Raw genomic sequence first — 13558 nt, forward strand, 5'->3', positions numbered from 1 at the left:
TGACTCTCAGGGGTGTACGCAGATCGCACGCCGTGATGGCGGCGCTCGCAGCCGGGGCCCTGGCCCTGAGCGGCTGCAGCAGCGGCTCGGAGAACACAGACTCGCAGCAGGACGACAAGAAGAAGGCGGCGGAGCAGCAGGCGCAGATACCGTTCGGTGACGCCAAGGCGTCCACCGGGCCCGCGCCCGAGGTGAAGGGCGCCCAGGAGGGCGGCACGATCCCCGTCATGCAGCGCGACAGCTACGCGCACCTCGACCCGGGACAGATATACGTCTCGGACGAGGGCGCCCTGGCGCGGCTGATCCACCGTGGCCTGACCGGCTACAAGGCCGACTTCAACGGCAAGCAGACCCTCGTCGGCGACCTCGCCACGGACAGCGGCAAGCCCTCCGACGGCGGCCGCACCTGGACGTACACGCTCAAGGACAACATCAAGTGGGCCGACGGCACGGACATCACGTCCAAGGACGTCCGGCACACCTTCGAGCGTCAGTTCGCCGAGTTCATCAACGACGGCCCGGTCTACATCCAGCAGTGGCTGGCCAACGTGCCGGGCACCGAGTACCGCGAGCTGCTGCCCGACGGTCCGTACAAGGGTGACCACCTGCCGGACTCCGTCCTGGAGACGCCTGACGACAAGACCATCGTCTTCAAGTTCAAGGAGCCCAAGCCGGACCTCCCGTACGCCCTGGCGATGCCGGGCTACTCGATGGTCTCCGAGGCGAAGGACACCCAGGAGAAGTACGACAAGGCCCCGATGACGGCGGGCCCGTACAAGATCGAGTCCTTCAAGACCGGCAAGTCGATGACGCTGGTCAAGAACGAGCACTGGGACCCGGCGACCGACTCGACGCGGAACGCCTACCCGGACAAGTACGAGATCTCGTTCAACATCCAGTTCGAGACCTCGGCCGAGCGGCTGATGGCCGACAAGGGCGTGAACAAGAACTCGATCAGCTTCACCAACAACGTGGACGCCGCCACGCTGCCGAAGCTGAACAAGGACGCCGAGGCCCAGAAGCGCTCGGTCAACGGCTACCAGCCGTACGTCGCCCAGATGGCCATCAACATGGACCGGGTCAAGAACAAGAAGGTCCGCGAGGCCATCGCGTACGCCCTGCCGATCCAGCCCTACCAGCAGGCCTTCGGCGGCCCGCAGGGCATGGAGCTGGCCGGCGGTCTGATCAGCCCGACCGTCTCCGGCTACGAGGAGGGCTACGACCCCTTCGGCAAGCTGAAGAAGCCGCTGGGTGACCCGGCCGCGGCCAAGAAGATCCTGGAAGAGGCCGGCGAGGTCGGTTACAAGCTCACCTGGGGCTACATCAACACCCCCGAGGGCCAGAACTACTCGCCCACGATGGAGAAGACCCTGGAGGAAGCGGGCTTCGACGTCCAGCGCAAGGAGATCGCGGCCGAGACGTACTACGACCAGATCGGTCTCGTCGACAACAAGTTCGACATGTACGTGAGCGCGTGGGGCGCCGACTGGCCGTCCGCCAGCACCGTGGTTCCGCCGCTGTACGACGGCCGGCAGATCCAGGACGGCTCGTCGAACTACTCGCACACCAACGACGAGCACGTCAACTCCGAGATCGACCGGATCCAGAAGATCACGGACCCGGCCGAGGCGGCCAAGGAGTGGAACAAGCTCTCGCAGTACGTGGTGGAGGACCTGATCTCCAACATCCCCATGACGTACTACAAGCAGATCCAGCTCTACGGTTCGAACATCGGCGGCGTGCAGTACGACGACGTCATCGGTGACATCGACCTGCGCAAGATCTACCTCAAGCAGTAGGCACCACCTCCGGTACGCGGGGGCCCGCCCGATCGGCGGGCCCCCGCGCACCACCCCTTCAACCACGTCGCCGCTTTGTCCTTCGAAAGCAGCCCACAGTCATGCTTCGTTTCCTGATTCGCCGGACAATCGGCGCATTGATCATCCTGCTGATCCTCAGCGCGGTCTGTTTCTTCCTGTTCTTCGCCATCCCGCGTGACCCCGCCCGCATCTCCTGCGGCGAGAAGTGCACTCCGGAGAACCTGGAGCTGATCCGCAGGGCCCTCGGCCTCGACGACCCCGTGCCCGTGCAGTACTGGAACTTCCTCTCCGGCATCTTCGCCGGCCGTTCCTTCCCGACGGGCGAATGCCCGGCGCCCTGCCTGGGCCGCTCCTTCGTGCACGACGAGAACGTCCTCACCCTCATCCAGGACCGCTTCCCCACCACGCTGTCGCTCACCATCGGCGCGGCCATCGTCTTCCTCTTCTTCGGCGTCGGGGCCGGCATGATCGCCGCCTGGCGGCGCGGCACGGTGCTCGACAAGTTCGTCAGCGGCAGCTCGCTGATCATCGGCTCGCTGCAGATCTACTTCATCGGCCCGCTCGTGCTGTGGGCGCTGGTGTACAGCACCGGACTCTTCGGCGACCCGGCGTACAACGCCTTCACCGACAATCCATGGAAATGGGCGGTCGGACTGATCCTGCCCTGGGCGGTGCTCTCCACGATCTTCGCGTCGAACTACACCCGTATGGTGCGGTCCACGATGATCGAGCAATTGCAGGAAGAGCACGTGAGAACGGCCAAGGCCAAGGGCATGTCCTCGGGTACGGTCTTCTTCCGCTACGCCTGGCGCGGCGCCCTCATCCCGGTCGTCACGATCTTCGGCATCGACCTCGGCTCGCTGCTGGGCGGCGCGATCATCACCGAGTTCACCTTCTCGCTGCCGGGCCTGGGCCAGCTCTCCATCGATTCCGTGTTCAAGGCGGACCTGCCGGTGCTCATGGGCATCCTGCTGTTCTCGTCCACCATGATCATCCTCATGAACGTCATCGTCGATGCGGCGTACGCCTTCATCGACCCGCGCATCCGTCTGTCCTAGGAGAAGAGCAGTGACCACCCTGACCAAGGAATCGGAAGGCTCCGCGCCGTCCGCGGGCGGTGCCTTCCTCTCGGTGCAGGACCTGCGCGTGCAGTTCACCACCGAGGACGGCGTCGTCAAGGCCGTCGACGGTCTCTCCTTCGACGTCGAGCGCGGCAAGACCCTGGGCATCGTAGGCGAGTCCGGCTCCGGCAAGTCGGTCACCAACCTGACCGTGCTGGGCCTGCACAACCAGATGTTCACCAACATCGAGGGCTCCATCAGCCTCGACGGCGAGGAGCTGATCGGCGCGCCCGAGCGCAAACTGGAGAAGCTGCGCGGCAACAAGATGGCGATGATCTTCCAGGATCCGCTCACCGCGCTCTCGCCCTTCTACACGGTCGGCCGGCAGATCGCCGAGCCGTACCGCAAGCACATGGGCGTCTCCAAGCGCGAGGCGCACGCGCGGGCCGTGGAGATGCTGGACAAGGTCGGCATCCCCAACGCCAAGCTGCGCGCGGACGACTATCCGCACCAGTTCTCCGGCGGCATGCGGCAGCGCGCCATGATCGCGATGGCGCTCGTCTGCAACCCCGACCTGCTCATCGCCGACGAGCCGACCACCGCGCTCGACGTGACCGTGCAGGCGCAGATCCTCGACCTGATCAGGGACCTCCAGGACGAGTTCGGCTCCGCGATCGTCTTCATCACCCACGACCTCGGCGTCATCGCGAACGTCGCGGACGACATCCTGGTGATGTACGCGGGGCGCGCCGTGGAGCGGGGCACCACCCGCGAGGTGCTGCGCAAGCCGCAGCACCCGTACACCTGGGGCCTGCTGAGCAGCATGCCGCGGCTCTCCTCGGACGTGAACACCCCGCTCACGCCGATCAAGGGCTCGCCGCCCAGCCTGCTGAGCCCGCCGCCGGGCTGCCCGTTCCACACGCGGTGCGGCTTCACCGGCGAGGTGGGCGGCACGGCCTGCCGTACGGACCGGCCGGTGCTGCCCGAAGGACGCGGGGCCGCCTGCCACCTGAGCGCCGGGCAGAAGCAGGACATCTTCATCGAGCAGATCAAGCCCCGGCTGGGCTAGGGAGACTGACCACCATGAGCGAAGAACTCACCCTCCCCGGCCCCCGGGACGACACCCCCACCACGGCCGGCGAGGAACTGCTCACCGCGGAGGGGCTCACGAAGCACTTCCCGATCATGGGCGGCTTCCCGATCAAGCGGCGGGTCGGCGCGGTGCAGGCGGTCGACGGCATCGACCTGGAGGTACGCGCGGCCGAAAGCCTCGGCCTGGTCGGCGAGTCCGGCTGCGGCAAGTCGACGACCGGGCGGCTGCTCACGCGGCTGCTGGAGCCGACCGGCGGCAAGATCACGTATCGCGGCCAGGACATCACGTACGCCAAGCGCAAGCAACTCGCGCCGATCAGGTCCGAGATCCAGATGATCTTCCAGGACCCGTACTCGTCGCTGAACCCGCGGCAGACCGTCGGCACCATCATCAGCAGCCCGATGGAGGTCAACGGGATCACCCCGCCCGGCGGGCGGGAGAAGCGGGTCCGCGAGCTGCTGGAGACCGTCGGCCTCAACCCCGAGCACTACAACCGCTTCCCGCACGAGTTCTCGGGCGGTCAGCGGCAGCGCATCGGGGTGGCGCGGGCGCTGGCGCTGAAGCCGAAGCTGATCGTGGCGGACGAGCCGGTCTCGGCGCTGGACGTGTCGATCCAGGCGCAGGTCGTCAACCTGCTGCAGGAGCTGCAGCGGGAGATGGGCATCGCGTTCCTCTTCATCGCGCACGACCTGGCGGTCGTGCGGCACTTCTCGCAGCGCGTCGCGGTCATGTACCTGGGGAAGATCGTCGAGATCGGCCCCCGGGACGACATCTACACCCGGCCGCGGCACCCGTACACCCACGCCCTGCTCTCGGCCGTGCCGGAGGCGACCCTCTCGGAGGACGAGGACGAGAAGCCGCGGGAGCGCATCCGGCTGGCGGGCGACGTGCCGTCGCCGATCAACCCGCCGTCGGGGTGCCGGTTCCGTACCCGGTGCTGGAAGGCGCAGGACGTGTGCGGGGAGAAGGAGCCGCCGCTGGTGCAGATCGGCGGCAACAACGCGGGGCACCTGACCGCGTGCCACTTCCCCGAGGAGCCCACGGTGGAGCGGGATGAAGAGGTCATCCTGGACAAGGCGCTGGCCGCGCTGGAGGAAGGTTCGAGCGCGGCTCCGGTGAAGGAGTAGCCCGTACGTCGTCCGTCACGGAGGCCGGTGCCCTGGGCACCGGCCTCCGTGCGCGTACGGGCGTGGTGCCGCGGGTCAGTTGAGACGGGCGCGGGCGGCGCGGGCCTGGCGGCGCAGGTTGTCGGCGGCCTGCGGCTCCATCGCCGCGATCACCGAGGCGTACTCCTCCAACTCCGCCGCCCCGGTGACGAAGTCGCCGCGGGCGATGAGGAGCTGGGCGCGCTCGTGGCGCAGCCGGGCGGGGTGGCTGGGCAGCAGCAGGGCCAGCTCGACGGCGGCGAGCTGCACGTCGGACTGCTCGGGGCGGCGGGCGGCCCAGGCGCGGATGTTGTTGAGGACGCGCAGCACGATCGCGAGCGGATCTGCGGGTACGAGCATCGCGGGCGACAGCGGCTCGCCGCCGGTGGCCTCGGCGACGAGCAGCTCGGCGTCGGCGGTGGAGAGGAGCCGGCCGCCGTCGAAGGGATCGGCGAGGACGGGGCCGCCCCCGGCGGGGTGGTCGGCGAGGGGCTGTCCGGCGGGGGAGGGGCCGAAGCCGACGACGAAGTGCCCGGGGAGGGCCACGCCGTACACCGGGGCGCCGGCGCGGCGGGCGACCTCCATCCAGATCACGGAGAGCATGATCGGCAGCCCGCGGCGGCGGCGCAGGACCTCGTGGAGCTGGGACGACTCCAGGCGCCGGTAGTCGCCGGGCGTCCCGTGGAACCCGTACCGCTCCCCGAGCAGGTCCGCGGCGGCCCGCGCCCACGCGCGGGGCCCGCCGGGCGCGTAGGGCAACTGCCCGGCCAGCTCGTCCAGCTCGATCTGCACGGCGTCGATGCCGCGCTCGTCGAGCCCGGGATCGGTCTCGGCCCCGACGAGCAGACAGAGCAGCGCGAGATCGGGCCGCGGCACACGCGCCTCCTCCGCGAACCGGGCCCGGTGATCCACTCCGGACGTACTCATGCCCCCATTGTGCGACGCAACAGGGAGGACGTCCCGCGCAAACGTGCGACAGGTGTGAAGGGAGGAGGCGGTGATGCGCCGCCCGCCGGCCGCGGAGGCCGCCGCGGCCGGCCCGCGGCGGCCCGCCCGCTGTCCGCTACGGCGTGGGGTGGCGGCGGTAGTGGTAGCTGTGGTGGGTGGTGAAGCCCAGGGCGTCGTAGAGGGCCAGGGCCGCGGTGTTCTCCGGCTCCACCTGGAGGTACGCCGCCGAGGCGCCCTCCTCCAGGGCGCGGGTGGCGAGGGCCGCCATCACCGCCGTGGCCAGGCCGCGGCGGCGGTGGGCCGGGGCGACCTCGACCGCCGCGAAGCCCGCCCAGCGGCCGTCGACCACGCAGCGGCCGATCGCCGCCGGGGTACCGGACGAATCGGCGCCGGAGGGGTCCCGGACCGTCGCGAACCACACCGACGGGCCGCCCTCCAGCACCGTACGGGCGGCAGGCGTCAGCTCCGCCGCCCGGTTGTACAGCGAGAACCATGCGGCCGACGTCGTACGGGACAGCTCCACCCGCCCCGCCTCCCCCCGGTCCGCCACCGGCGCCAGCTCGCCGACCTGCATCAGCGCCGACCGCCGCACCGTCCAGCCGCGCGCGTCCAGCTCCGCCGCCAGCGGCTCCGCCGTGCCCGCCGCGCCCGTCGCGACCTGCACCAGCGCCGGCAGCCCCCGCTCCCCGTACCACCGCGTCACCCGCGCCAGCGCCGCGTCCAGCGGCAGCCCGGGGCCGCCCAGCGGCAGCACCGAGTTGGCCCGGCTCGTGAAGCCGGCGGAGGCCCGCAGCGTCCAGTCGCCCAGCCGTTCGCTCTCCACCGGCGGCCAGCCCCGTGCCGCCACCCGGGTCAGCTCCGCCGCCGTCGCCGCCGGGCCGCGCCGCCGCGCCGGAGCGGCCGGTACGGCCTTCGCCGCCACCACCGCGGCCTCCGGGATCCGGACGACCTCGCCGTTCCGCCTGGTGAGACGCAGTTCGCCCGCGTCCCACGATGTGAGCACACCGACCGCGTCCGTGAACCGCGCGTCCCCCTCGCAGGCATCTGTCAGTCGCCGTACGGAAACGCGTTTTCCCACGTCAGCGGGGGTGATGCGGATTTCGAGCCGCGCCCCAGTGGTGAATTCCACAGCTCTCCACGCCCCTCTTGTTCGCTCCGTGCCCGGGAACGGAGATACTAGGTGCGGGCATCGACACGCCGCGCTCCCGCGCCGCCAGCCTGATCGAGGAGGAACGACAGCGTGACCTACGTCATCGCAGAGCCTTGTGTGGATCTCAAGGACAAGGCCTGCATTGAGGAGTGCCCCGTCGACTGCATCTACGAGGGCCAGAGGTTCTTGTACATCCACCCGGACGAGTGCGTCGACTGCGGTGCTTGCGAGCCGGTCTGCCCCGTGGAGGCGATCTTCTACGAGGACGACACTCCGGAGGAGTGGAAGGACTACTACAAGGTGAACGTCGAGTTCTTCGACGACCTCGGTTCGCCCGGTGGCGCCTCGAAGCTCGGCCTCATCGAGCGGGACCACCCGATCGTCGCGGCCCTCCCTCCGCAGGAGCACGACGAGTAAGCACGAGCAGGACCGAGTACCACGGCGATACGCATTGCCCCCGCCCCGTCGGCCCCGGGCTGATCGGCGGGGGCTGTTGCGTCGAGTGAGGACAGTGAGAGTGCGACCCGTCACCTCCCGGCTGCCCGTCTTCCCCTGGGACCGGCTGGAGCCGTACAAGACCGCCGCCGCCGCTCATCCCGGCGGCATCGTCGACCTGTCCGTCGGCACCCCCGTCGACCCGGTTCCCGAGGTCGTCAGGGCCGCGCTCGCGGACGCCGCCGACAGCCCCGGCTACCCGCTCGCCTGGGGCACTCCGGCGCTGCGCGAGGCCGTCGCCGGCTGGTTCGGCCGGCGGCTCGGGGCGGACATCGGGCCGGACGCGGTGCTGCCGGCGATCGGCACCAAGGAACTGGTCGGCTGGCTGCCGACGCTGCTGGGGCTGGAGCCGGGCGACCAGGTCGCGTACCCGGGCCTGGCCTATCCGACGTACGAGATCGGGGCGCTGACGGCGCGGGCCGAGCCCGTGACGTACGCCGATCCGGTCACGGACCTCGATCCGGCGCGGGTGAAGCTGCTCTGGCTCAACACCCCGTCGAACCCCACCGGGCGCACCATGGACGCCGCCGAGCTGCGCCGCGCGGTGGCGTGGGCGCGGGCGCACGGGGTGCTGGTCGCCTCCGACGAGTGCTACGTGGAGCTGGGCTGGGAGACCGAGCCGGTGTCCGTGCTGCACCCGTCGGTGAGCGAGGGCTCGTACGAGGGACTGCTCGCCGTCCACTCGCTGTCGAAGCGCTCCAACCTGGCCGGCTACCGCGCCGGGTTCGCGGGCGGCGACGCGGCGGTGGTGCGCGAGCTGGTCGCGGTGCGCAAGCACACCGGGATGATGGTGCCGAAGCCGGTGCAGCAGGCGATGATCGCCGCGCTGGGCGACGGGCGGCACGTGGCCGAGCAGCGCGAGCGCTACGCCCGCCGCAGGGCCGCCCTGCGCGAGGCGCTGACGGGGGCGGGCTTCCGGATCGAGCACAGCGAGGCGTCGCTCTATCTCTGGGCGACGCGGGACGAGCCGTGCTGGGACACGGTCGCCGAGCTGGCGAAGCTGGGGATCGCGGTGGCGCCCGGGGAGTTCTACGGGGCCGCGGGGGAGCGGTTCGTACGGGTCGCGTTCACGGCCACCGACGAGCGCGTGGCCGCAGCCGTGGAGCGGCTGGCGGCGCTGCGGGGCTGACGCGCCGCAGCGCCGCCGCCGGCCCGGGAGAGATCCCGGGTGCGCCGCCGCGGGACCCGCCGCGGCGCTGACGGGCCGCCGGGCCCGCGGAGGACGGCTCCGCGGGCCACCGGCGGCCTCGTGGTCAGCCGGACGGGCTCAGAGGCCCAGGCCCGACGTGGGCAGCTCCGGGGTGAGGTTCGCGGCGGTGTCGCCGACGGCGCCCTGGCCCTGCTCGACGGTCTTGCCGGTGGTGTCCTGGACCGCGCCGAGAGCCTTCTCGGTGGTCGGGCCGGCGTTCTCGCCGAGCTGGTTCGCGGTCTCGGTACCGGTGGTGAGCACCTCGCTGCCGGTCTGGGAGGCGGTCGCGGGCAGCGAGCCGGTTTCCAGCGCGCTGACCGGGTTCAGGCCGTTCGTGCTGGGCAGCTCGACGGCGCCGGCGGCACCCGCGGCGCCGACGACCGGGGCGGCACCGGCGGCGACGACGAGTGCGACCCGGGCGAGGTGGCGCTTCAGGGGGTGGGACATGGTTCTCCTTTGCGGAGGGCTGCTGATGGGCATGTCCGCCGTGCGGACGCTGTGACTACCGCGTGAGGCGCCGGAAGGTTGCGGTCGCCCTACGTAAAGAGTTGGTAATGCGTCGCATAATCTGCTTCGCCAGAAAACCGGGCAAAGCAGGTCGGTGCGAGCGCCGTTCGAGGGGCCGGAGACCCGCCCCACCGGGGATTTGTCGGATCGTGGAAAAGAACGGGGAATGGCGCCGCGCCGTCAGCCCGCGTTGACCGGCATCCCCCGTACGGGTCCGCGGTCGCTAGGGCTCGGTGACGATGCGGACGGACGCGGCGCCCGCCTCCGCGTTCGCGCCCTCGACCTCGCGCCAGCCCGCGGTCGAGTCCTCGGCCCGCCACTCGCGGCCCGCGAAGGACACCTGCGCGACGCGCAGCCGCGGCGCCTGCGCCACCGCCCAGTGCGCCAGCTCCCAGCCGCGGCCCGCCGCGTCCGCGCCGTCCCCGGCGACCGGCAGCACCAGCACCTGCCCGGCACCGGCCCCGTTCGCGCCCCCTGACCCCTCGCCCGAACCGCCCGCGTCCGGCAGCACGCCGGCGCCGAACTCCCGCTTCAGCGCCTCGCGCAGCAGCGCGGGATCGCCGGAGCGGGTGTCGCCCTTCGCCGTCGTGCAGGTGAAGGCGCCGCCGTCGCGGCCCGTGAGCGCGGCGGCGAGCCGGGCGGCGGCCGGCTCGTGCTTCGCGTACGCCTGCGGGAAGCCGCTGCGCTGCACGCGCTGCGCGGCCTCGGTGAGCGGCAGCCGGGAGTAGCCGGGGATCTCCGCCAGGTGTTCGTAGAACTTCCCGGTGGAGTAGACCGGATCGAGGATCTGCTCCTCCGTGCCCCAGCCCTGGGACGGGCGCTGCTGGAAGAGCCCGAGCGAATCGCGGTCGCCGTGCTCGATGTTGCGCAGCCCCGACTCCTGCATGGCGGTGGCGATCGCGATGGTCACCGCGCGCTCCGGCAGCCGCCGGGAGGACGCCACGGCGCTTATCGTCGCGGCATTGGCGGCCTGTTCCGGATCCAGCTCGTACGGCTCGCCCTCGCCCTTGCCGCGCACCTCGCAGCGCGGCGCGGGGCCGCCGCCGGTGTTGAGGTGGACCAGCAGGTACGCGCCCACGCCGCCCAGCACCACGAGCGCGACGAACGCGCGGAGGAGGCGGCGGCGGAAGACGTCGGAGGCTGGCACGGGCCCACCGTAGCGTTCGCGGCGGACGACCGCGGCCGGCGGGAGCGCGGCGGGCGGCGCGCCCGGTGCGCGTAGGGGGTGCGTACGGCGTACGGACGGCGCGAGGGCCGGCGCACCGGGCCGTAGGGTCGTCGGCATGGACTTGACGCTCGATGCCGCACGGCTCACCGCCCAGCTCGTCGACACCGCCTCCGTCAGCGGCGACGAGAAGCACCTCGCCGACGCGGTCGAGGCCGCGCTGCACCGCCTGCCGCATCTGGAGGTGGACCGCGACGGCGACGCCGTCGTCGCCAGGACCCGGCTGGGCCGCGCCGAGCGCGTCGTGCTCGCCGGGCACATCGACACCGTGCCCGTCGCCGGCAACCTGCCCTCGCGCCTCGACGGCACGTACGAGGACGGCGTCCTGTGGGGCTGCGGCACCTCCGACATGAAGGCCGGCGTCGCCGTCCAACTGCGCATCGCCGCCACGGTGCCCGCGCCCAACCGCGACCTCACCTTCGTCTTCTACGACAACGAGGAGGTCGACGCCTCCCGCAACGGCCTGCGCCGCCTCGCCGAGCGCCACCCCGACTGGCTCGCGGGCGACTTCGCCGTGCTGCTGGAGCCGTCCGACGGCGAGATCGAGGGCGGCTGCCAGGGGACGCTGCGCGCCGTCCTCCGTACCGAGGGCGAGCGCGCCCACTCCGCGCGGAGCTGGCTCGGCGCCAACGCCATCCACGCCGCCGCCCACGCGCTGGCCCGGCTCGCGGCGTACGAGCCGCGGCACGCCGTCATCGACGGCCTGGAGTACCGCGAGGGCCTCAACGCCGTCCGCGTCTCCGGCGGCGTCGCGGGCAACGTCGTGCCGGACGTCTGCGAGGTCACCGTCAACTTCCGCTACGCCCCCGACCGCTCGGAGGACGAGGCGATCGCCTTCGTACGGGAGTACTTCGACGGCTGCGGCATCGCCGCGATCACCGTCGAGGACAGCTCCCCGGGCGCCCTGCCGGGCCTCGCCCACCCCGCGGCCGCCGCGTTCACCGCCGCGGTCGGCGGCGTCCCGCGGCCGAAGTACGGCTGGACGGACGTGGCCCGCTTCACGGCACTCGGCGTCCCCGCGGTGAACTACGGACCCGGCGACCCGAACTACGCGCACAAGCGCGACGAGCACGTGCACACGGCCCGTATCCACCACTGCGAGGAGCGGCTGCGCGCCTGGCTCACCGCCTGAGCGCGGGCCGTGTCACCGGCTGTTCCGCCGTGGTTTCTGCCGGGGTTCACATGGCTTGGGGCGGCTTCGCCTAGCCTGGGGCCCGGAGATCGCCGTACGCGGAAGCCGTACGGTCGGACTCGTCGCCGGACACGAGTCAGCACGAGGAAGGGAGCGCGCCCGTGGCGAACCGCGAGGAGTTCCAGGAGCAGCGGCTCGGCCCCGTCATCCGCCGCCGCAGCCGCATCCAGCGCGGGACGATGGACCAGCACCTGCTGGACACCCGGGAGCGCGCCGCGGAGTACGTGCACGAGGATCCGTGGCGGGTGCTGCGGATGCAGGCGGAGTTCGTCGAGGGGTTCGGCGCGCTCGCCGAGGTGGGGCCCGCGATCAGCGTCTTCGGCTCGGCCCGTACGGCACCGGAGAGCGCGGAGTACGCGCGCGGCGTCGCGATCGGCAAGGGGCTGGTGGACGCCGGCTTCGGGGTGATCACCGGCGGCGGGCCCGGAGTGATGGAGGCGGCGAACAAGGGCGCGCTGGAGGCCGGCGGGCTCTCCGTGGGGCTGGGCATCGAGCTGCCCTTCGAGCAGGGGCTCAACCGGTACGTCGACCTCGGCGTGAACTTCCGCTACTTCTTCGTGCGCAAGACGTGTTTCGTGAAGTACTCGCAGGGCTTCGTGGTGCTGCCGGGCGGCTTCGGCACGATGGACGAGCTCTTCGAGGCGCTGACCCTGGTGCAGACGAAGAAGGTCACGCGGTTCCCGATCGTCCTCTTCGGCAGCGAGTACTGGGGCGGGCTCGTCGACTGGCTGCGCAAGACCGTGGTGGACGGCGGCAAGGCCGCGGAGCGGGACCTCGACCTCTTCCACATCACGGACGACGTGTCCGAGGCCGTGGGGCTGGTCACCAAGGAGACCCCGTAGGGGCGGGCGGTACGGGCCGCTAGGCGAGCCCGCGGCGCGCGACCGCGGGCGGGCGGTGGCCCGCGATGGCGGCCACCATGTCCAGCACCTGCCGGGTCTCGGCCACCTCGTGCACCCGGTACACCTGCGCCCCCAGCCAGGCCGAGACCGCGGTGGTGGCGAGCGTGCCGATCAGCCGCTCCTTCACCGGCTTGGCCAGCGTCTCGCCGACGAAGTCCTTGTTCGAGAGCGAGACCAGCACCGGCCAGCCCGCCGCCGTCATCTCGCCGAGCCGGCGGGTGGCCTCCAGCGAGTGCCGGGTGTTCTTGCCGAAGTCGTGCCCGGGGTCGATCAGGATGCCGTCGCGGCGTACGCCCAGCTCCACGGCCCGCTCCGCGAGCCCCAGGGTGACCCGCAGGATGTCGGCCATCACGTCGTCGTACGCGACGCGGTGCGGCCGGGTGCGCGGCTGCACGCCGCCGGCGTGGGTGCACACGAGCCCCGCGCCGTGCCGCGCGGCGACCTCGGCGACCAGCGGGTCGACGCCGCCCCAGGCGTCGTTCAGCAGGTCCGCGCCGGCCGCGCAGGCGGCCTCGGCGACCTCGTGCCGCCAGGTGTCGACGCTGATCACGACGGACGGGTGGCGGCGGCGCACCTCGGCGATGAAGCCCGCGGTACGGCGCACCTCCTCGGCCGCCGACACCTCCTCGCCGGGGCCGGCCTTCACCCCGCCGACGTCGATGATCGCCGCGCCCTCGGCGACGGCCTGCTCGACGCGGGCCAGCGCGGGCTCGTCGCGGAAGGTGGCGCCCTGGTCGTAGAAGGAGTCCGGGGTCCTGTTGACGATCGCCATGATCACCGGCTCGTGCGCGGCGAAAGTGCGCGACCCCAGTCGCAGCATGCTGCCTCCTC

The 13558-nt window shown here is 71.8% G+C and carries 13 protein-coding genes; 8 read left to right on the top strand and 5 right to left on the bottom strand.

Annotated elements, in window-relative coordinates; translation table 11 throughout:
• Nucleotides 1-35: 35 nt before the first annotated feature.
• From DMB38_RS24165 to DMB38_RS24180, 4 genes are all read left to right on the top strand, one after another.
• Nucleotides 36-1799, top strand: coding sequence for an ABC transporter substrate-binding protein (locus DMB38_RS24165; RefSeq protein ID WP_125939236.1), 1764 nt, complete (start codon nt 36-38; stop codon nt 1797-1799).
• Between the two features lie 101 nt (nt 1800-1900).
• Nucleotides 1901-2878, top strand: coding sequence for an ABC transporter permease (locus DMB38_RS24170; protein ID WP_101421755.1), 978 nt, complete (start codon nt 1901-1903; stop codon nt 2876-2878).
• A gap of 10 nt (nt 2879-2888) precedes the next feature.
• Nucleotides 2889-3950: an ABC transporter ATP-binding protein gene (locus DMB38_RS24175; RefSeq protein WP_125936923.1), complete on the top strand. Its 1062-nt coding sequence runs from the start codon at nt 2889-2891 to the stop codon at nt 3948-3950.
• A 14-nt stretch (nt 3951-3964) separates the two neighbouring features.
• Nucleotides 3965-5101: a dipeptide ABC transporter ATP-binding protein gene (locus DMB38_RS24180; protein ID WP_125936924.1), complete on the top strand. Its 1137-nt coding sequence runs from the start codon at nt 3965-3967 to the stop codon at nt 5099-5101.
• A 75-nt stretch (nt 5102-5176) separates the two neighbouring features.
• Here the strand turns inward: DMB38_RS24180 and DMB38_RS24185 are convergent, their stop codons facing one another.
• A complete protein-coding gene (locus DMB38_RS24185) occupies nt 5177-6046 on the bottom strand; it encodes a transglutaminase-like domain-containing protein (RefSeq protein WP_125936925.1) in 870 nt (289 codons plus the stop codon).
• Between the two features lie 136 nt (nt 6047-6182).
• Nucleotides 6183-7196 (bottom strand): GNAT family N-acetyltransferase, encoded by a 1014-nt coding sequence (locus tag DMB38_RS24190; RefSeq protein ID WP_125936926.1) that lies wholly within the window; start codon nt 7194-7196, stop codon nt 6183-6185.
• A gap of 111 nt (nt 7197-7307) precedes the next feature.
• On the opposite strand from DMB38_RS24190, the gene fdxA reads away from it, so the two are divergent.
• Nucleotides 7308-7634: a ferredoxin gene (gene fdxA / locus DMB38_RS24195; RefSeq protein WP_027754067.1), complete on the top strand. Its 327-nt coding sequence runs from the start codon at nt 7308-7310 to the stop codon at nt 7632-7634.
• Nucleotides 7635-7734: 100 nt separating this feature from the next.
• On the top strand, nt 7735-8841 hold the full coding sequence (gene dapC, locus DMB38_RS24200; RefSeq protein ID WP_125939237.1) for a succinyldiaminopimelate transaminase: 1107 nt from the start codon (nt 7735-7737) through the stop codon (nt 8839-8841).
• Nucleotides 8842-8979: 138 nt separating this feature from the next.
• On the opposite strand, the gene DMB38_RS24205 is transcribed toward dapC, so the two are convergent.
• Nucleotides 8980-9348 carry a hypothetical protein gene (locus DMB38_RS24205; protein ID WP_047017889.1) on the bottom strand — a complete coding sequence of 123 codons (369 nt, stop codon included), beginning with the start codon at nt 9346-9348 and terminating at the stop codon, nt 8980-8982.
• A gap of 283 nt (nt 9349-9631) precedes the next feature.
• Nucleotides 9632-10555, bottom strand: a complete 924-nt coding sequence (locus tag DMB38_RS24210; protein WP_125936927.1) for a heavy metal transporter — start codon at nt 10553-10555, stop codon at nt 9632-9634.
• Between the two features lie 136 nt (nt 10556-10691).
• Between DMB38_RS24210 and dapE the strand changes: the two genes are divergently transcribed.
• Entirely contained in the window at nt 10692-11765 is a 1074-nt protein-coding gene (gene dapE / locus DMB38_RS24215; protein ID WP_125936928.1) for a succinyl-diaminopimelate desuccinylase, read from the top strand.
• A 161-nt stretch (nt 11766-11926) separates the two neighbouring features.
• Entirely contained in the window at nt 11927-12667 is a 741-nt protein-coding gene (locus DMB38_RS24220) for a TIGR00730 family Rossman fold protein (protein ID WP_125936929.1), read from the top strand.
• Between the two features lie 19 nt (nt 12668-12686).
• Here DMB38_RS24220 and folP read toward each other — a convergent pair whose 3' ends face one another.
• A complete protein-coding gene (folP, locus tag DMB38_RS24225; RefSeq protein ID WP_125936930.1) occupies nt 12687-13547 on the bottom strand; it encodes a dihydropteroate synthase in 861 nt (286 codons plus the stop codon).
• Nucleotides 13548-13558 lie beyond the last annotated feature (11 nt).

Origin of the sequence: Streptomyces sp. WAC 06738, assembly GCF_003945505.1 — a bacterium.
Taxonomy (GTDB): Bacteria; Actinomycetota; Actinomycetes; order Streptomycetales; family Streptomycetaceae; genus Streptomyces.